The organism is Bradyrhizobium glycinis, assembly GCF_016031655.1.
Taxonomy (GTDB): domain Bacteria; phylum Pseudomonadota; class Alphaproteobacteria; order Rhizobiales; family Xanthobacteraceae; genus Bradyrhizobium; species Bradyrhizobium glycinis.
The window spans coordinates 16,466-35,722 of sequence record NZ_JACCHQ010000037.1; the positions used below are offsets into that span (position 1 = coordinate 16,466).

Genomic DNA, 19,257 nt, shown 5'->3' on the forward strand with positions numbered 1-19,257 from the left:
TCAATGGCGCGTGGCGGGGGCTGTATGCCGGTTCCGGTCGACAACATCAGCACTCCTTCGGATCGACCAGGCCGGCGCTACGGCTGACAATCTCGTACTGGCCGCCCTTGGCCACTCCAATGTACATGTTCATTCTGCAATGGCGCTTGCCGGGGGCCATTTCGGCAGGCCCGCCCGGCCCTTCCGCAATCTTCGCGTGGTCGAGGGCGGCGGCGACGGCGTCGCGGTCAATTGTACCGGCCTCCTTCACCGCAGCCTCCCACAGCTTCAATCCTCGATAAGTGCCTGTCGCGGCGCTGCCTGCCGAGAACCGGAATTTGGCAGGGAACTGCTTGTCGTAAGCCGACTGAATCCTGGCGCTCACCGGATCCTCCGCGGCCAGCACCTTGTAGTAGTCGAGGCTGCTCGCGAGCCCTTCAATCTCCTGCGCCTGGTTCATTTCCAGGAAGTTTTCGTCGTAATAGACGCACCCCAGCCGCCCGCCATTTTTGGAGAAGCCGGCTTGATAGAGCTGTTTGAAGAACGGGCTGACGCCGGGCGGGACGATCGCGTTGAACACCACGTCGACTTTGTTGGATATGATGCGGCTAACTGTGGAGGAAAAGTCGATCTGGTCGAGCGGGTAGTATTCTTCAAAGACGACTTCGCCACCGCTGCTCTCGATCACCTTGCGTGCATAGGCGTTGATTGTTTGCGGCCAGACATAATTGGAGCCAGGCAGCGCGAAGCGCTTGCCACCATTCTTGATCAGCCAGGGAATGAACTGGTCGCAGTTCTGAGCCGGGACTGGCCCCGTGCAGAACAGATAGGGCGTGCACTCTTTACCTTCGTAACCTTCGGGATAAATATAGAGCGTCTTGCCGCGAGAGATAATGACGTCCTTGATCGCATTTCGCATCGAGCTCGAGATACCGCCGATCACGAGGTCAACCTTGTCTCGCTGAATCAGCTTACGCACGTTTCCCACAGCAACCGATTCGTCGGAGGCAGTATCTTCAATCAAGAGCTCGATCGGGCGCCCCAACAGGCCGCCGGCGTCGTTGATCTCCTTGACCAGCATGCGAGCAACGTTGGCGTCGGTGTTGCCGGCAAAGCCAAGTGACCCGGTCAGATCGGTTGCAATGCCGAGCCTGATCGGGCCTTCCGCAGCATTTGCCCAGTCCGGGCGGATCACCCAGCTTCCCGGACCCGCCGCGATCGCGGCGGAGGCGAAGGCGAAATTGCCGAGAAAACGGCGGCGGCTCAGTTGACGGCTAGCATTGATCATCGGTTGACCCCTCTTCCCGAAACAAGGCCCTGCGGCCGGAACTTGATGAAAATGATGGCGAGCACGAACACCAGAACGTCAGCGATAACCGGTGAGATCAGCCAAGGCAGCCAGGCGCTGAACGTGCCTATGACACTGGCCCCAGCGACCGGGCCCGCGAAGGACCCGATGCCACCGACCATTACGGCGACGAAACCCTGGATAAGAAAGCGGATGCCGAGATCGGCAAACAGTGAAAAGACTGGCACGATCAGCGCGCCGGCGAGACCGGCGAGCGCCGCACCAAAGGCGAAAGTGGCGCTGTAGATCGTGCCGGTGGAGATGCCTGAGGCACGTGCCAGCTGGGGGTTCTCCAACGAGGCGCGGACGCGCAGACCGAACGAGGTGTAGGCGAGCAGTGCATGGCTTGCGGCCATGACCAGCAAAGTGACGATAACGATGACCCCGCGCCAGGTGGCGAAATGCAGACTACCGATCGTGATGGAACCGCTGATTGGTTCAGGCACCGAGAGGTAAAGTCCGCCCGTTAGGCCGCGAACGGCTTCACGAATGATCAGCCCGAGCGCGTAGGTACCGAGCATAGCGACGATGGGAGCGGCATAGAAGCGCCGCACCACGAGCTTTTCCAGCACGAAACCAAGCACGCCGACCGCGACGGGCGCGGCAAGCATGCCGAGCAGGACCGGCAAACCTGCGCTGTGCACGAGGTAAGTGACATAGGCGCCGAGCAGGACGAACTCGCCTTGGGCGAAGTTGAAGATGCCCATCATGCTGGCAATGATCCCGAGACCGAGCACGACCAGCACAACGATCGCGCCGAAGCTCAGGATCTCGAACGTCGCGATAAGCAGGGTATCCATGCCGCCCGCGTCACATTGCTTGCGATCGCGCGCACATCATTCTCACGACGACTGCTCGAGGTCGTAAGCTGCACGTTGGAATGCAAAGGGCTGCTGGCACGAGAGCGCTCCTGGAAGGTCATCCCGGCAATGGGAGTTGCAGGCGATGGCGGGCTTCTTAGGCGGCCCGCCTGTCGACGCTTCATTCACGACACGCGGCGCATGGTTGCCTAGAGCGACGTAGGGAGATCTGAGTAATGTTGGGTAATGTTGACGAGCCGACCGGCATTGCGGGCACTCAAAGGGGCCCTACGGCGGTCCGCAGGCCGTTCTCGCCAGCCCAATCTCGATGTAGTGATCGCGAGCTATACGCATGCCTTCACCGCAGGCGCTCGCAAACGAGTGCGTTCGTTAGCGCTTGCCGAACGATCGGAGCAACCAGACGAGCTGACGCACCCGATGACGATGGCCGCTGACTGTGAGTTCAGCACCATGAAGGCACCAAGGTTATTGCGGCCGAACACCCGGCTTGCCGACCAGCGGAAATGTGAATTCAATTCCAGCGCGCGCAAACGTGGTCCACAGAGTCAGCAGCATATCGCCGGATGCGGGCGGCGTGTCATTGTACTCTTCCAGCCGCCTTATGACGGCGCATGAGAGCCCGCTTCTCTCGGCTAACTGCTTCACCGACCAGTTCAACATTCCCGTGCGGCTCGCAACTGCCTCCCGGTGAGCTTTGATGAACCTTTTTGCTCCCTCGCGAGAATGTCGTAATGCGCGTCGATCCAGACGCCGAGCCATTCCCTTACACCGCCATTGCCGTTGCCGAGCGGTATGGCCGTGCATCGATGCCAACTGTAGCCTCCATCGGCCTGACGCAACCTGGCCTCCACCTCGTATGGCTGTTCCGTTTCCAGGGAGACTTGCCACTCCCTCAGAACGGCTTCGCGTTCCTTGTCATGGAGAAGCTCTGCCCAGCCTGATCCCGGCTCAACATGAGCTACGGATTGGTCTGAGTCGGAAAACGCGCTGATGTGACCATCACAACTGGCTGGCCATACGAGTCCGCGAAGGACTCGTGCCAGAGCTCTCGAGCGCTCCGTGGCAATGTTGAGATAAGTTTTGCCTTTCCGTGACATCGGCAGCAAGCCCAAGCATCCATTGAGGCTTGCCGGCCGGGTCCAGCAACGGCTCGGCTCGGGCGCAAATGTTGCGCAAGGTGCCGTTAGCCGGATGATACGAAATTCGTCCTCGAGCATGCCATAGGCGAGTGAGCGATGATCGAACCAGCGTCCGCGGTCGTCGGGATGAATTCTCCTGTCGATCTCGGCAGGTGACGGTCCTGTTTGACGCGGGTCCAGTCCGAACAACTCGTAGAATCCACGAGACCATTGCATCTGCCCAGTATCATTGCTCCGCTCCAGGCCGATCGACAGCTTTTCTTCGATAAAGGGAAGCATATCGGCGAGGCTGATGCTGTCGTCGAACTCAAGCAATGTGAGCTCCGGATGAGGCGAGCTGCAATTGGCTACGGATACTTTCATGTCTCTCTACAGGTAAAGCACTGCCGTTTTGAGCGCGACAGCTGAATCGGATGTTGACCAACTAGCAGACGGCCACCCGCACATTATTCGTCGCGCCTTTAACCCTAAAAGGCAGCCCAAACACCACGACAGCCGGGTCGCTTGGGCGTGGCGAAGCCCTGCTGGTGCGCGGCATTCGTTGCTATCCTTGTCATCTCGTCATGGCCTGCGGGATCGCCTGAGACAACGCTGTGCACGCCCCATAGGAGACACATGCGCCTTGCCACGTTCTGATCCGGTGTCAGAGCAAGTATCGGCACGGGAGGCCGCTTGCGCGCTATTCTGACTGCCGTCGTCCCGCTTGCGGTGAAAGCAATGATCGCCTTGGCACTGATGGCGGCTGCAAGGTCTGCGCCCGCAGCCGCGACGGCGTGGGGCGGCGTCATGTCTTCGCCCGCTTGCGAGGCCTCGATCAGAGAGCGATAAAGATGATGCTGCTCCGTGCTCTTGATGATGCGGTCCATCATTACGACCGCTTCGATCGGATAAAGACCGCTAGCTGATTCAGCCGAGAGCATCACCGCGTCTGCACCATCATAGATGGCGGTGGCGACATCGGAGGCTTCTGCGCGCGTTGGTGTAGGCGCAGCGACCATCGAGTCCAGCATCTGGGTTGCGACGATGACGGGCTTGGCAGCAAGCCGGCAAGCCCTGACGAGCTCCTTTTGCCGGCCCGGCACCTCTTCAGGAGGGATCTCGACCCCGAGGTCGCCTCGCGCAACCATGATCGCATCTGACAAGTCTATGATATCGCCAATCCGATCAAGCGCCATCGGGGTCTCGATCTTGGCAACGAGACCGGCGGCCTCACCGATCAATGCTCGTGCTTCGATAAGGTCCGATGGCTTCTGAACAAAGGACAATGCAACCCAGTCGACCCCAAGCTCGAGGCCGAATGCAAGATCGGCTCGATCCTTCTTTGTGAGCGGCGAGATATTGAGCAGCGCGCCTGGCAGGTTGACGCCTTTATGATCACGGATGACGCCGCCGACCACAACGCGTGCCACAATCTGTTCGGAACTGAGCTTTTCCACCAGACGAACGCGCCCATCATCGATGAGCAGAGCCTGACCGGGATAAGCGGCGGCGAATATTTCTGCATGAGGCAGCGGGATCGACTGCTTCCCGCCTGTCTCTTCGCCGAGCGTGAAGCAGACGGTCTCCCCTGCCTCGAGCGTAAGCTTGCCTTCATCGAGGCGCCCAATGCGGATCTTCGGGCCCTGCAGATCCTGCAGCACGCCGATCGGTCGATTGAATTCCCGCTCGAGCGCACGGATCGCGGCGAGCACGCGGGCGTGGTCGTCGAGGGTCCCATGGCTGAAGTTCAGCCTGAAAGTATCAGCTCCCGAAAGATAAAGCGCACGGAGCTTTTCGGGCGACGCGGTCGCTGGACCAACGGTTGCAACGATCTTGGCGTGGCGTGAGCGTCGCATGGCGGCCCTGCAGGTCAGGAGATAAGTCCGGCATCAACGGGATGGGGCGGCTCATAAGGTATGTAAAGCGAGCTGGCCGACGGTGCGCAGTACGCTTTCTGTGTTGTCCGTCCTTGCTGGACCAAAGGTGAGAACAGTTTTGTTACGCACCGGATGCCGCGGCCGCCTGTCTCTGCTGCGCGGATTGTACGATGCTGTTCACCGCACGATAGGCGAACACGATCGCTGGTCCGATCGTAATGCCTGCTCCAGGGTAGATCCCGCGCATCGGCGAGGTCATGTCGTTGCCGCAGGCATAAAGACCTGCGATCGGCGCGCCGTTTCCATCCAGGACCCTTCCGCCGGGGTCGGTCGACAGTCCGGTGGCCGTTCCGAGGGTTGCCGGAACAATCGGAAGCGCGATGAATGGCCCGTTTTTGATAGCGCCAAGGTTCGGGTTTTTCTTTCCGACAGACGGATCTCCCAGGGTTCTGTTGAAAGCCGATTCACCGCGTTTGAAAAGCGGATCGCGTCCTTCAGCTGCGTGGGCATTATGTTCTTCAACAGTCTTTTCTAGCTCTTTCGGGTCGAGCCCCAATTCCGCCGCAAGCTCCGCAATCGTCCGGCCAATTTCGATGTAGCCCATGCGGGCATATTTCTTGATGCTCAAGGTCCAGGGCCAGGGGAGCAGGTGTCCCATGCCTCTGAGGCGGACGAATTCCTTGTCGCAGATGAAATAGAACCGCTTGTCCGCCGGATAGCCGTTGTTGAACATGGCAAGGCAGATGTCATGGTATGAATTGGATTCGTTGACGAAGCGCTTGGCATTTGGCCCGACCGCGATGACACCTGGACGGCCACGATCAAGCCAGCCGTACGGGACCAACTGCGAGGATCGTCCGTTCCTGAGGATCGAGACGGGTGTCCAGAAGCCGCTCGATGCAACGTCATTGTCGATCGCAGCTCCGAGCTTGCCTGCGAGTGCAATGCCGTCGCCAGTGACATCGCTGTGGGCCAGCGTATCATTGTGCTGGTGGGCTCCGCTGAGTTTGGCTCGCAACTCACCGTTCCGCGCGAAGCCACCGCTCGCCAGGATCACTCCGTGAGAGGCGCGGATGCAGAGATCGGCGCCATCCCGCTTGACGATTGCGCCAGTGACTCGTCCGCCTTCCCTCGTCAGATCGACCGCTGGGCAGCCTGGCAAAATCTCAACGCCATGTCTGCGCAGGCTCACCAATAACCTCGCGATCAGCGCATTGCCCCCACTGAGTTCAGTGCCTCTTCTGTAGCGCAGCCGATCTCTTGCGTAGCGGCTAACGCGGCGCAGGACGTGCTTGAGCGAGGCAGCCGACTGGAACGGATTGAGGAAGCTTCGGACCTCGCTGGATGAAATCATCATCCCGCCGAGCACGACACGGATGGGATCCCCTATCAGGTCGAAATCCTGGCCGAGAAGCCGCCCGTCATAAGCTGCGGGGCTCAGCGCCCGGCCCTTGTCGACGCCACCGATCTGGCTGGAATGATAATCGGGAGCGGAAGCCAGCGTGAATTTGACTTCGGTCCCATTCTCCAGGCTCGCGAGCGCCGTTGGACCATCTTCAAGATAGGCGTCTACGAACTCGGGGCGATAATAGTTGCCAAGTTCGTGTTGCAGATAGGTCTTAGCTTTAGCGATCGAATCATCAATTTTCGCCGCTCGGGCCTGCAATGAGCATGGAATCCAGATCATGCCATTAGAGAGGGCGGTGGTGCCACCGAGCCGGCCAGACTTCTCACATACCGTCACCCGAAGCCCGGCCTTTGCCGCATAAAGCGCCGCGGACAGTCCGGCCGCGCCGCTGCCGATCACGAGCACGTCCGTCTCCCGATCGGGCATTGGCTTGCTCGCTTTCGAAAAGAAAGCGATATTGCGCTTCAAACCGTTGGTTGGGCTATTCATTGGTGCCTCGGTGCAGGTTCTGCAGGGAATGCTGACGCTTTCGCGGGAGCGGAACGGCTTTGAATTCTTCGGCTGCAGCCTTCACGGCCCGCTCGATCGGGATCCGTTCGATGGAGGAGGCGCCAACGAAACCGACACATCCGGTCGATCGATAGACTTCCGAGGTATCCTGGGGCTCAGCAATTGCCCCGCCATGGCAGAGAAGGATGACATCTGGCCGGACGGCCTGAGCTGCAGCATTGATCTCGTTGATGCGCCTGATGGCCTCGGCGATCGATTGTCCCTCCTCATGGCCCACGAGCCCGCCGCGCGTTGCGCCGACATGAGGGACGATGCAGTCGGCTCCCGCGGCAGCCATCGCCTTGGCATCGCTCGGGCTCGCGACATAGGCGAGGGAGAAGATGTTCTTCTTGCGGGCCGCAGAGATCATCTCGACCTCGCGCTCAAAGCCGAGCCCGACGCGGCCGCGACGCTCGCGCCATTTCTCACCCATCGTCGAAATGGTCGGGTAATTGATCACGCCCGAGAACCCGGCAGCCCAGAACTTGTCCAGGAGACCATCGAGGTCCAGGCGGAGGGGATCCCAGGCCTCGACCCCGCCTATCACAGGAACGGAGGAGGCGACGTTGCGGATCTCGGCCGCGAGCTCGAGCGTGCGCGCATTGGAATCGCCTATTCGGCTCGTCGGCAGCCCCATCAGCCGCGACAGGCCGGTGCTGTAGACCACGAGCATGTCGGCGCCACCGAGAGCTGCGCATTTTGCGACGAGGCCGCAACTGCTCGCCGCGGCGAGCACTGCCTTTCCAGCCGCAATCTGAGCCGTGATCCTTGCGAGTATTTCGGCCCGATCAAACATCCGCACGGGAAGAACCTCCTGGTGTCAATTGTTCGACGATCCACGATGCGGCCACCTCCGCAAATTCCGGATCATTGATGTGACAATCGAGGTCACGCGCCATGATCGAGCGCGGCAGATGTCGCCTGACGGCGTCGAGCCAGGCTCTATCGGCTTCAGGGTTTCGGAAAATGCCGCCGTCCCGGTCATAGTCAGACACACCCTTGGCCGGCCACAGGACGAGGGTGGGCGCTTTTGCTTGCGAAAGGCGTTCTGCGGTAAGCCTGCCAATGCGCTCATTTTCCGAGACGGTCGTGCGCATGAGCGTCGTGAAGGGGGTATGCGAATAGAACTGGCGCCCCTTGAACTCGGCCGGCACGCTCGAGGGAGGGCCAAAATTCACCATGTCGACGGCCCCGGGGGCAACAAGCTGCGGGATCATGCGGCGAGAAGCTGCTTTGAGCCGATCCGGACCTGCACTGGCGGTGCCGCCGACGACTTCGTCAGCAAGCTCCGTTGTGGTCAGATCGAGCACCGCATCGAACTCACCGGCGCAAACGAGCTGCTCCATCTTCCGGCCTCCAGCGCCATTGGCCGGAAAGACAATCGCGTCGATGCCTGCCTCTGCCAGCCGCGCGGCACAACGATTTGCCGCCCGCGTCGTGACCCCAAAGGCCGTGATAGCAACCGTCTTCCTCTTCCGTTGATCTTGAGGGGGCACATAGCGCATCGCTGCGATGGCTCGTCCCGCATTGTCCAGAACACGTTCGGTGAACGCGTTGATTCCGAAGAGATCGACTAGAGTCGGATAGAGGATGATGTCATTGTGCAGGGCGAGTTCGGCAAGCAGGGCTGGCCTCGCGCTGCTCACCAGCAGCTTCGGGAATCCATACGGCAGATCCGATACAACTTCGCTGAAGACTGCGCTGCCTTTGCCGCCCGCCACACCAACGATCGCGTCGATCGTGCCCGATCGCAGGAGCTCGTTGACCTCTTCACGCGCGCTTGCAGCGATGTCCCGTAGCAGCTCGGCGGGGGCAGCCACGCGCGCATTGCCGCTGTCCGGCTCGCCTCTGCCTCGCCTATTTGATGTGCCTACATCGATCGTAAGAGTTTTGCGGCCCGACTGCTCGATGACGTGCGCGAGATAAGCGGTCTCGCGGCCCTTTGTGTCCAGGGTTGCGACAATCGCGACCATTGCCGCGGGATTTGATGAGTGACCATCCCGGACCGACCTTTGGTCGTCCGCGCAATGGTGAGACACGATCTTCCTCCTGGGCGTTTCTGGACATTTGGAGGTTTAGATCGGAGTAAAATGGCTCATAACCCCGGAGACCGGCGCGATTGGGTAAAATTGGGTAGGTGCCCAAGCGGCCATAGCAGCAGCCACTCGGCGGAGGGCTCAGGCTTCGATTGATCGCCGAGAGGTCCTCGGCGAGGTAAGAGCTCTCCGGCGCATCCCTCGAATGGAGCACGCGCAGTGACAATGCTTCCCCGAAAGCCTTGCCGAGATACAGCAGTTCCGAAGCGAGGCGACTGAGTGCCACCGTTTGAGGCTGCAAGCCGCTTCCCCAGTTGCAAGGAACTTCGGCGAGTGTCAGCGGGCGGAGCTTTGATCATCTGGGCTGCCCGCATGACCGGCGCGCTCAGAGGCAAAAAGATGCCGCTGCCGGAGTGTCCGGCAGCGGCGCGAGTCAGGGAGGAAGCAGACGAGCCGGTCTGCTAGCGGATTCGTAGGGCGCAGATAGCTCGCCCGACAATTCTTACCCGAGACGCTTCGCGGGCTGTCTTTCAGAACGAGCGGAGCTCGCTTGGTGCTCTTCAGCAACAAGAGAGAGCCCGCTCGAGCAGACAGGAGCACAAAGCGCCGCCATCCATCGCCGAACTTGGCCGTTAGGCCAAAGAGAGAGGACGTTGCTCCGATAACGATTGGCAAGGCTGATCTAGACCTGGTTGAAACCGCGTGTAAGATCGGCGAACGTTTCAATTGGGTAGGATTGGGTAAGGCCGTGAGAGCGAATGTCGTTGGCAGGCTTGCAGCAAGTCTCCCCTTGCCTCGCGGTGATCAGATAATGATCTATGCGCCGTCACTACGGGCCCTTCCGCAGAATGCCATGCTCGTTATGGCCACGCTTCCTGTCATTGACTGGAACGACTGCCTCTTGCGAGATCTGCAAGGGAAACCCAAAAGACTCGGTTCATGTTATGCGGCGATCGTCATGATCGACCCGTTTGCCTGCTGGGAAGATCTGGCAGATCTATTACAGGATGCAAAAGTGACCGGGGTTACGAACTTCCCGTCTGCCTCGATGATTGAACGGACACCGGCAGGCGTGCCGCTCGATAGCGGGCAGGAGCTCGAGCTTCGGCGTATGGAGTGGTTTGCAAGCCGCGGGTTCAAAGTTCTGTTCGTCGCGCCGGACGAGGCGAAGATGAGTGTGGCAGAGCAACGACTGGGCTCGCAGCTGGATGGGTTTGTCCATCTGCGCTCTGAGGCGCTTGCGCTGTCGATTGGATCGGACATCGGGCTCGTCAGCTTCGGCTTTCATGGATCGTCGTCCCTGCCGAAGTTCTCTCTGGAGCACACGGCCAGGCCCAGGCAGCCGCTCCGACAGGCATGAGACCTTATTCGAGTATTCGTAACTTCTTGATCTTGTTGTAGAGAGTCTTGCGCGAAAGCCCGAGAGAGCGAGCCGTCTTGCCGCGGTGAAGGCGGTTTCTCTTCAGACCCTCGATAATCCAGTCTCTCTCGGACAGCGCGGCCGCTGGCCGGGCGCCTGAAGGCGCCTCGAGCAGCGGCTTTAGTACTTCTCCGGTGATATGACTTGATGGCAGGGTCACAAGCTGGTTCACGACCTGCCGCAGCTCGCGCAAATTGCCTGGCCAGTCGTGCCCGGCGAGCGCGAGAAAGGCAGAGTTTTCGATTGTGAGCGTCTGGGCACTGGAATCACCCTTTGCTTCGACCGTGAAGTGTTGAATGAGTTGCGGCAGGTCTTCAAGCCTGTCGGGCAGCGAAGGCAACCGGACATCCAGGCCGGTAAACAGGGCGAGAAGCCGTCCGCACAAAACCGTTTCGAGGCCGGCGCCTCGCCCCACCGTCGCGGTCGCAATGATCCGCGCATGGGAACGCATGACAATTACCCCGTTCAAAGGGGTAAATCCGCCAGTCTCGAGGTAATCGGCAAGACGCTCCTGTCCGTCCCGCGAAAGCTGGTCAACGTGCAGCAGCAGGACGGCGCTGTCATTCGAGGTCTCCAGGAGGGACAATTGACGTCTGCCGCTCTCGAGGCGCTCGGCACCGAACAACGGGGCGAGTGTGTCCATCGCCGGGCCGGGTCTGCAATGAAACAGCGCCGCCCTGGTGTGCCTGCGGTCGCTAAACGCGTGAACCAGGCTTGCTATCCTGCGCTTGCCGGAGCCTGCCTCCCCCCAGATGAGGACTGGGCTCGGCGTCGCCGCAACGCGTTTGATCATCTCCAGGATACGCTTCATTGCGGACGACTGCGCGATCACACCGTGCCTGAAACCACTCAATTGCAGCTGCCGTTCGAGCAGATCCACCTTCTCGCGCAGCAGGTGGATGGTCTTGAAGCCGGACGTCACCTCGAGGACCGACATCTCCAGGGGCACGCGGTCCAGCGAGGATCCTCCAATGAATCCCTGGATTCCAGTCTCACGGCAGATGTCCAGGAGCTCGTCCGGCTTGGTAATCGGGCCGCCACCAAGCAGGCAGATGGTGCTCTTGTTGACGGACTGAGCAACGCGCGCAACGGCATTCGTGCGCGCAGCGAGTTCAGACAGGCTGATCGACGGATCGGCGGCGCGTTCGTCGGCGCGGTTCAGGTTGAAGTTGATGCAGATCGCCTCGGCGCCAGCTTCGACCATTCGGCGCGCTTCGGTTTGACTGCGGGTATAGCCGATCGTCATCAGGCCGCGTTTAGCTGCTTTTACGAGGAGCTCGATTTCCCTGGAGTAACCAAGACCACACTTCTCGAGCAACGACCTGCGCTCATCGTCGATGTGTATGACCGATGGGAAGTTGGTCACACCGGCAAACCCCCACTTGATGATCCGATCGAGCCAACGATCAAGATCGAGTTCGGGGTCGAAGGTGCAGGCGCCGAAGAAGACCGGTAGCTTCGTGCTGGGCAGGATTTCCGTCCTTCCGAAGCTTGCCACGAATTCGTTATTATTGCGGATCGGGAGGATCGAGGCAGGCGAGGCCCCTCCCATGGCACGAAAACGGCCTGCATTGAGCGCGAGCACGAAATCGGCGCCGGCCCGCTCCGCAGCCCTGGCGGTCATCCCCGACCCGATCCCCGCACCAAGGACAAACGAACGGGAATTGCGGAAGAACTGCCTTATACCGGCTCCCCTCACCTCGGCCGTCCGCGTGTCGATCCCTGAGCTGCGCATCATCGCACAGCTCTGCGTCAAGACTAGCTCCAACTCGCAGGTGCGTGCAACCTCCGTACCGCCTTTCCATTGCTCATGAATACGTGGCAATCGGCTGGAGCGGCGGTGAGAATGAGCTTGCTGGCGCCTTTGGGCCAACCGGATTGTGGCGCCCTGGCAACGACCGTTTCATTTCCGGCATTACCGTAGACGTACGTGACGCTGCCGAGATGCTCGACGAAATCGACCCCAAGTTCAATCGAGATCTCCTGCTGGCCAGGCGCCGACGAGGAGAAGTCATCCGGGCGGATTCCAACAGTGACCGGTTTGCCGACCAGCATCTGGTCCGGCTGGACCGGAACGGAGATTGTGGGACCGGCATCCAATCGGACGTCCAGGCCATGGTCATGGGCTTCCTCGACCTTGCCGCCCAGAAAGTTCATCTTGGGCGAGCCGATGAATCCTGCCACAAAGCGCGAAGCGGGATTGTGATACAGATCGTGCGGGCTGCCAACCTGTTCGATGTTGCCGTCCTTGAGCACGACGATCTTGTCGGCCATGGTCATCGCTTCGACCTGGTCATGCGTTACGTAGATCATGGTATTTCCGAGCTGCTTGTGGAGCTTGGCGATCTGAACCCGCATTTGCACGCGTAGTTCGGTATCCAAGTTGGAGAGCGGCTCATCGAACAGGAACACTTTCGGTTCGCGCATGATGGCGCGCCCGATTGCGACGCGCTGGCGTTGCCCGCCTGATAGTTGTCGAGGCTTGCGATCCAGTAAATGGTCGATCTGCAATAGCGAAGAAGTTTTGGCAATCTTGGTGAGGATCTCGGCTTTCGAGGCTTTGGCCATGCGCAGGGGAAAGGCAAGGTTTTCTCTCACCGTCATATGCGGATAGAGAGCGTAGCTTTGAAAGACCATGCCCAAGTTGCGATCGGCCGCGTCGATGTCGTTGACGAGCTCATTGTCGATGAGAAGTCGTCCGCCGCTGATGGGCTCGAGCCCGCCAATCATGCGCAAAAGCGTGGATTTACCTGACCCGGATGGACCGACGAAGACGACAAATTCGCCGTGATAAATCGTCAGGTCAATATTCCGCAGGATCTCGATGGTCCCATAGGCCTTCTTGAGGCCTTCCAGGCGAACATCGGCCATTATGCCCTCCTCTGCTGCGGGCGAGCCGCGCGATCGGCACTTACCTCAATGTCGCGCAAGGTCGCTACGACGAAGTCGGGGTCCATCAAGGACGGATCCCGGCGCATCGGCACGCCGGTTCTAACCAGCACCGTAGCAAGCCCCGCTTTCTTTCCGGCTTGAATATCGGTGGGAACTTGGTCCCCGATCATGATCGTCGAAGCGCGGTTTGTACCAAGGCGTGAAAGCGCGGTCTCGATCATCGGCACGTGCGGCTTTCCGACGATCGAAGGCTGCACTTGCGTCGCGGCAGCTATCGCCGCAATCGTGGCACCAGCTCCAGGTTCGAACCCGCTCGCCGTTGGCAACAGAAGATCGGGATTGGTTCCGATGAACACGGCGCCGTTGAGGATCGCCTCAACGGCAATTCGCATCTTCTCGTGCGTGATATCGCGGTCAAGCCCCATCACAACAACTTCGGGGCTCCGGTCAGTGATCTCCAGCCCGATATCGCGCATGGCCGTGACAAGCGACGGAGCCCCGATGACATAGACTTTCGTCAATTGCGGATAATTCGATCGAACAAGTTCTGCAGCCGTGATGGCGCTTGTCACGACCTGGGATGGTGCGATCGCGAGCCCAAATCCTGCCAGCTTTCGAACGACGTCCGCAGGGGTATGCGTCGAATTGTTCGTCACAAAACAGAACGGCACACCGGCTTTCTGCCATCGCGTAAACGCGTCAATGGCATCGGCGATTGCAGTGCCGCCACGATAGACGACACCATCCAGGTCAGAGATGACCCCTTCTATTGGCGGCCAGTGGATGCTCGAGCTTGTGCTAGCCATTCATCAGCATCCCGCCATTCACATGGACAATCTGCCCGGTCATGTAGGAGGCAGCGGGGCTGGCCAAGAACACAGCGAGACCTGCAATATCCTCCGGCAATCCGACCCGGCCTAGTGGAATCCGACCACTATGACGCGCTTCGGTTTCTTCCCGAGGCCGACCGTGCATCGGTGTGTCGATAATTCCGGGTGCAATTGCATTGACGTTGATCTTGAGCGGAGCACATTCATAAGCGAGCAGCTTTGTCACATCGTGCACAATGGCTTTTGACAAACAATAATCGGCACCACCAGCCTGGTAGTTGAAAACCGCGCCTTGAGATGACAAGGAAGAGCCGACATTGACGATGCGGCCACCCTTGCCCTTCATGAAGCGCTCGATAGCCAGCTTGGCACAGCGAAGCACCGCGACGGAGTTGATCTGGATGGTTTTTTCGATTTTCTCGGCATTGCCGGTCAGAAGCGGCTGGGCCGATTTTATTCCGGCATTGTTGATCAGGATATCGAGTCGGCCGAAGCGTTTGGCGACCTCATCAAGCACCCTGCCCACATCGTCTTCGCGCGACACATCCATGCTCATCGGCAGGATGCCGTTGCCATACGGCAAGCGCGTCAGAATGTCCCGGAGGTTTTCGACATTTGCGTCCGTTGCCACGACGTTCGCGCCGCCCTGACGGAAAGCATTTGCAATGGCTGAGCCAATGCCCCCGCCCGCACCGGTCACGAGCACGGTCCTATCGGCAACTGAGAACTGTTCGGTCATTCCAACTCCAGGATGGTTTGAGACTTGAGAAACTCGTCAACGGCTTCGCGTCCCGGCATTGCGCTTTGCGCGCCGCGCCGCGTCACACAAAGTGCCGCGACCGCAAGGGCCTTCTTGACCGCTTGTCGGATGGGCAAGCGCTGAGCAAGAGAGGCTGCGAAGGCTCCGTTGAAGGCATCGCCCGCTGCGGTCGTGTCGACGACCTTGACAGGGAATGCCCGGAGCGCAAAGGACGCGCTCGCATCGGCATAGTAGGCGCCCTGTGCACCAAGTGTGATCAGGGCTGCTTTCGGGCCGAGATCGAGGAGCTTTGCGGCCGCATGAGCGGCGCTGTCGAAGTCGTGCACATCGACGCCGGTGAGCTCGAAAGCTTCCGTCTGGTTGGGAGTGACGAAATCGACACTCCTCCACGCCGCCGCAGAGAGGCCGGCCCTCACAGGAGCCGGATTGAAGATGAGCTCGAATCCCTTCGCGCTCTTCATTGCAAAGAGATGATTGAGCGCGCTGACGGGCATCCCCATCTCGGCAACGACGATTGCGTCACGCTCAATGAATTCGGCGGCCTTTTCGACCATGCTTGGTGTGACATTCGCATTGGCTCCAGGATCTATAACGATCATGTTGGAGCCGTCGTCACCGACCAGAACGAGAGCTGAACCCGATATTTCCCCTTCGCACACCTCAACCGCATCGAGACAGACACCTGCCTCACGCAGCGCTTGCAGCAGCGATCGACCGGCGTCATCATCGCCGAGCCGGGTGTAGAAGCTCGGCCGAAGGCCCAATCGGGCGGCGGCGACCGCCTGATTGGCGCCCTTGCCTCCCGCATTCCGCTTCAAGCCTCCCATCAGGCTTTCACCGGGCGTTGGAAGCCGCTCGACGTTGAAGCAGAGGTCGAGGTTGGTCGTTCCAAAGAACATCAATGGTCTCGGGCTCATTTCACCGCCCCGAAGGTCAGACCGCGCTCGAGATGACGCTGGCCAAGGATGATCAGGGCGACCGGCACAATCATGGTTACCACCAGACCCGCAGCCATGACCGGGTAGAACTGAACGCCCGGATTGAGCAGCTTGAGGAGCGCGACGGTCACGGGCGCTTTCGTTGAACTGAGGATCAGGCCGAGCGCGAAATTGTGCCAGGCAAGCAGGAAAATGAGCAATGAAGCGCCTATCAAACCGGGCTTTAGCAGTGGAAGGAGGATGTGCCAGACGACCCGGAATGGCTTTGCACCATCCATGGCGGCCGCTTCCTCGATGTCCTTGGGGATGTCTTCGATATATGAGCGGCTGAGCCAGATGATCATCGGCAGGGTGACCACCTGATACACCCAGATCATGCCGAAATAGGTGTCATAAAGGCCGATGGTCTGGAAGATGCTGAAGAGCGGTATGACGACAAGGAGCGCCGGCGCGAAGCGGAAGCCCAGAATGAAGAATGCGATATCTTCCTTCATGGGAATATCGCGCCGCGCCAGGACGTAGCCTGCAGGCACCCCGGCGATCAGCGACACGAGGACCGCACCAAGCGAGATCAAGACGCTGTTTGTAACCGGCGTCAGGAAGTCAACCTTGATGGTGCCGTAGCTTGTTGCGCCGGCCTGGGCCGCATCGAACAAGACGCGAAAATTTTCGAGCGTCGGCGTGAAAATGAAGCGCGGCGGCCAGGTCATGACCTCGGCTTGCTGTTTCAGCGACATCATCACGATCCAGAACAGCGGAAATGTCAGGATCAGCGTACAGGCAACAACCAGCAGGTTAAGGAACAGGCTTGCAGGTGTTGAGCGGGTTGAGCGCATCTCGGCTTCCTTTAGCTTACACGCTGCCGGACGAACCGCCACAATTTCACCATGGCCAAGGTCCCGACAAGCACGATCATCCAATTGACGACCATGAGCGCGGCACCGCGCCCGAAAGCGAGATTTTGGAAAGCCGTGATGTAGGCGCGGACCGAGAGCACGGAGGTACTGTCACCCGGGCCGCCTTGCGTTGTTCCGAAGATGATATCGAACTGGTTGAGCGATTCGATGAGCCGAAATATTGCGGCGATCAGGATGTAGGGCGCGACGAGCGGAAGCTCGATGTGGAGGAACGTTGCCCAGCCCTTCGCTCCATTGACACGGGCGGCTTCTCTGACTTCATCATTGATGCCCTGCAAGCCGGCAAAGATGATCAGCGCGAAAAATGGCGTATACGTCCATATGTCAATGAGAACCAGCGAGAACATCGCTGTGCTGGCGTCCGAAATCCATGCGAACCGGCCGATCCCAATAAGCGAAAGCAAATAGTTCAGGATCCCATTCTGCGGATCCATCATGGTGGTCCACATCAAGGCGACGCTCATTGGCGGCAGGACAAGGGGAAGGAGAATGACGGGCCGCAACAGCCGGGCAAGGAACACGCCACTTGCGAACAGCTTGGCGAGCGCTAGTCCAAACAAAGCTTCCGCGAGCACTGCGGAGCAGGCATACGCCAGGGTCGCCCGCACGCTGTTCCAGAAATCCTGGGTCTTGATTGCCAGTTCATAGTTGGTGAATCCGGTGAACCGAACCAGAGGCCGGCCAAACTTGAGATCGGTCAGTGATTGGAAGACGCCATAGAAAAACAGAAAGAGGAATCCAAGCAGGATGATGATTGCCGGAGCAATCGCAGCAAGGCTCCACCAGTCCAGCGCATTCTGCTCGGCGCTTTGCACCTGCTCGTTTTCAGATGGCGCCAGTTGGCCTGCCGATGATTGTAGCGTCACGGTTGCGTCGGTGCCTCGAACGTCCATCGCTCACTTCTCGAAAGATACTCTGGCGTGGTGAGGGCGGCAAACCCTTGTGCCGCCCTCACCTGATCGCCTTACATGGACGAGCGGATCTCGGAGGCGAGGTCGGTCAGCGTCGCCTTCACGTCTGCGCCATTGACCATTTTCTGCATGGCGACGGCCCAGGCGTTCATAGCCTCGGCAAACCCCACGCGGGGTGTAAAGGCGAGCGCAGCCCTGTCCTGCACGCTCTTGAAGGTATCCACGAAGTTGGTGAATTCCGGTTTGGCCGCATAGTCGAGCCAAGCCTTGTCGCTCCAGGTCGAAGCACGCGGAGAGTTGACGAGCTTGCCGGCGACGGCCCCGTTCAGCTCGACCTGCTTTGACGTTGCCCACTGGATGAACAGCCAAGCTGCTCCCTTTTTCTGGGAGGCAGCATTCATGGCCAGGGACCAGATCCAGATGTTCGATTCGAATGTCTTGCTGCTGGGAGCGCGCAAGGGCGGAGCGAATGCGATTTTGCCCGAAGCGGGCTTGCCCGCGACATCGTTCCAGAACCCGAACATGTTGGAATCGATGGCCATCGCGGTCCGGCCCGAATTGATGCCGTCGACCACCTGGTACCAATTGTCATTGGCAAAGGAGGGAGCAGCGCATTTCTTGATCATCTCCACATAGTCCTTGTGGAAGGCGATCGACTCGGGCGAATCGAGACCGGTTTCCAGCTTGCCGTCTTTGACGACAAAGTCGTGGACACCGTAGGACTTGGCGATCGAGATTGCGGCGGTGTGGATGCTGCTCCAAAAACGCACTCCCCGCACGCCCAGGGGCGTGATCGCGGGATCCGCAGATTTCAACTTCTCGCAAGCTGCAGACATTTCCGGCGGAGTTGTCGGGACCTTGATGTCGTGCTTGTCCAGAATGTCCTTGCGGTAGAACAACTGGATGTTTTCGAAGCCGTGCGGGATCGCCCACACCTGGCCCCGGCCGGCCTCGATCTGGCCCCCCTTGATCTCCCATGTCAACGCGTCACGGAGTGCGGGGAAGAAATCCTTGTAATCATAGCTTGCCGAGGTGAGCTTGGGATCGTTCAAATAGCGATCGAGCGGCTCGAGCAGTTGACCGGGCGCGAGATCCCAAGCAGGCTGAATCCCCGTGCCGACCACGTCCCACGAGGGTGATTTTGTGCTCAGCTGGATGGTTAGCTTATTCCAGTAGGCATCGTCCGGATAAAGTTCAGGCGTCACCTTGATGCCGGTTAGCTTCTCGAACTCAGGCAGCTGTGCTGCAACGGCGTCAGCATACGGATGGATATCGTAGGCCCATACGATCGAAGTGCCCTCGAACTGGCGCCAGTTGATATCCTCCGCTTTAGCCCGGCCCAAAGATGCGGCTGCACCGGCCAGGAGAGTTGAGCAGATCAGAGCGGTTTTGAACAAATGAGCCGAATGGCCGCGCAAAGCGGCTTGGGTCCTTGGCATAATCCCTCCTTGGG

At 59.6% G+C, this 19,257-nt stretch carries 15 protein-coding genes and 1 pseudogene; 1 reads left to right on the forward strand and 15 read right to left on the reverse strand.

Going from position 1 to position 19,257, the window contains the following annotated elements; translation table 11 throughout:
- Positions 1 to 46 precede the first annotated feature (46 nt).
- The 7 genes and pseudogenes from HZZ16_RS33490 to HZZ16_RS33520 all read right to left on the reverse strand — a co-directional run bounded on the left by HZZ16_RS33490 (position 47) and on the right by HZZ16_RS33520 (position 9,073).
- Positions 47 to 1,267, reverse strand: a complete 1,221-nt coding sequence (locus HZZ16_RS33490) for a substrate-binding protein (RefSeq protein WP_197954647.1) — start codon at positions 1,265 to 1,267, stop codon at positions 47 to 49.
- Positions 1,264 to 2,127: a branched-chain amino acid ABC transporter permease gene (locus HZZ16_RS33495; RefSeq protein WP_197954648.1), complete on the reverse strand. Its 864-nt coding sequence runs from the start codon at positions 2,125 to 2,127 to the stop codon at positions 1,264 to 1,266. Before HZZ16_RS33495 ends, HZZ16_RS33490 begins: the two co-directional genes overlap by 4 nt.
- A gap of 674 nt (positions 2,128 to 2,801) precedes the next feature.
- Positions 2,802 to 3,602 carry a PAS domain-containing protein gene (locus HZZ16_RS33500; RefSeq protein ID WP_246510613.1) on the reverse strand — a complete coding sequence of 267 codons (801 nt, stop codon included), beginning with the start codon at positions 3,600 to 3,602 and terminating at the stop codon, positions 2,802 to 2,804.
- 109 nt (positions 3,603 to 3,711) lie between these two features.
- Positions 3,712 to 5,122 (reverse strand): annotated as a pseudogene (gene pyk / locus HZZ16_RS33505) (pyruvate kinase).
- A gap of 142 nt (positions 5,123 to 5,264) precedes the next feature.
- Positions 5,265 to 7,040 (reverse strand): FAD-dependent oxidoreductase, encoded by a 1,776-nt coding sequence (locus HZZ16_RS33510; RefSeq protein ID WP_197954655.1) that lies wholly within the window; start codon positions 7,038 to 7,040, stop codon positions 5,265 to 5,267.
- Positions 7,033 to 7,896, reverse strand: a complete 864-nt coding sequence (locus HZZ16_RS33515) for a phosphoenolpyruvate hydrolase family protein (RefSeq protein WP_197954716.1) — start codon at positions 7,894 to 7,896, stop codon at positions 7,033 to 7,035. The genes HZZ16_RS33510 and HZZ16_RS33515 overlap by 8 nt, the downstream gene beginning before the upstream one ends.
- On the reverse strand, positions 7,889 to 9,073 hold the full coding sequence (locus HZZ16_RS33520) for a Tm-1-like ATP-binding domain-containing protein (RefSeq protein ID WP_197954657.1): 1,185 nt from the start codon (positions 9,071 to 9,073) through the stop codon (positions 7,889 to 7,891). Before HZZ16_RS33520 ends, HZZ16_RS33515 begins: the two co-directional genes overlap by 8 nt.
- Positions 9,074 to 9,947: 874 nt before the next feature.
- Between HZZ16_RS33520 and HZZ16_RS33525 the strand changes: the two genes are divergently transcribed.
- Entirely contained in the window at positions 9,948 to 10,496 is a 549-nt protein-coding gene (locus HZZ16_RS33525; protein WP_246510614.1) for a hypothetical protein, read from the forward strand.
- Positions 10,497 to 10,500: 4 nt separating this feature from the next.
- Here HZZ16_RS33525 and HZZ16_RS33530 read toward each other — a convergent pair whose 3' ends face one another.
- The 8 genes from HZZ16_RS33530 to HZZ16_RS33565 form a co-directional block, all read right to left on the reverse strand.
- Positions 10,501 to 12,312, reverse strand: a complete 1,812-nt coding sequence (locus HZZ16_RS33530; RefSeq protein ID WP_246510615.1) for a phosphoenolpyruvate hydrolase family protein — start codon at positions 12,310 to 12,312, stop codon at positions 10,501 to 10,503.
- Between the two features lie 2 nt (positions 12,313 to 12,314).
- On the reverse strand, positions 12,315 to 13,427 hold the full coding sequence (locus HZZ16_RS33535; protein WP_197954659.1) for an ABC transporter ATP-binding protein: 1,113 nt from the start codon (positions 13,425 to 13,427) through the stop codon (positions 12,315 to 12,317).
- Complete coding sequence (locus HZZ16_RS33540; RefSeq protein WP_197954662.1) at positions 13,427 to 14,254, reverse strand: HAD-IIA family hydrolase; 828 nt, start codon at positions 14,252 to 14,254, stop codon at positions 13,427 to 13,429. The genes HZZ16_RS33535 and HZZ16_RS33540 overlap by 1 nt, the downstream gene beginning before the upstream one ends.
- The gene (locus HZZ16_RS33545; protein WP_197954663.1) at positions 14,247 to 15,017 is read right to left on the reverse strand and encodes an SDR family NAD(P)-dependent oxidoreductase; all 771 of its coding nucleotides are present in this window, start codon (positions 15,015 to 15,017) and stop codon (positions 14,247 to 14,249) included. Before HZZ16_RS33545 ends, HZZ16_RS33540 begins: the two co-directional genes overlap by 8 nt.
- Positions 15,014 to 15,937 carry a ribokinase gene (locus HZZ16_RS33550; RefSeq protein WP_246510616.1) on the reverse strand — a complete coding sequence of 308 codons (924 nt, stop codon included), beginning with the start codon at positions 15,935 to 15,937 and terminating at the stop codon, positions 15,014 to 15,016. The genes HZZ16_RS33545 and HZZ16_RS33550 overlap by 4 nt, the downstream gene beginning before the upstream one ends.
- A gap of 14 nt (positions 15,938 to 15,951) precedes the next feature.
- On the reverse strand, positions 15,952 to 16,812 hold the full coding sequence (locus HZZ16_RS33555; protein WP_197954666.1) for a carbohydrate ABC transporter permease: 861 nt from the start codon (positions 16,810 to 16,812) through the stop codon (positions 15,952 to 15,954).
- Between the two features lie 11 nt (positions 16,813 to 16,823).
- Complete coding sequence (locus tag HZZ16_RS33560) at positions 16,824 to 17,786, reverse strand: carbohydrate ABC transporter permease (RefSeq protein ID WP_197954667.1); 963 nt, start codon at positions 17,784 to 17,786, stop codon at positions 16,824 to 16,826.
- Positions 17,787 to 17,857: 71 nt separating this feature from the next.
- On the reverse strand, positions 17,858 to 19,243 hold the full coding sequence (locus tag HZZ16_RS33565) for an ABC transporter substrate-binding protein (RefSeq protein ID WP_246510618.1): 1,386 nt from the start codon (positions 19,241 to 19,243) through the stop codon (positions 17,858 to 17,860).
- Between the last annotated feature and the right edge of the window lie 14 nt (positions 19,244 to 19,257).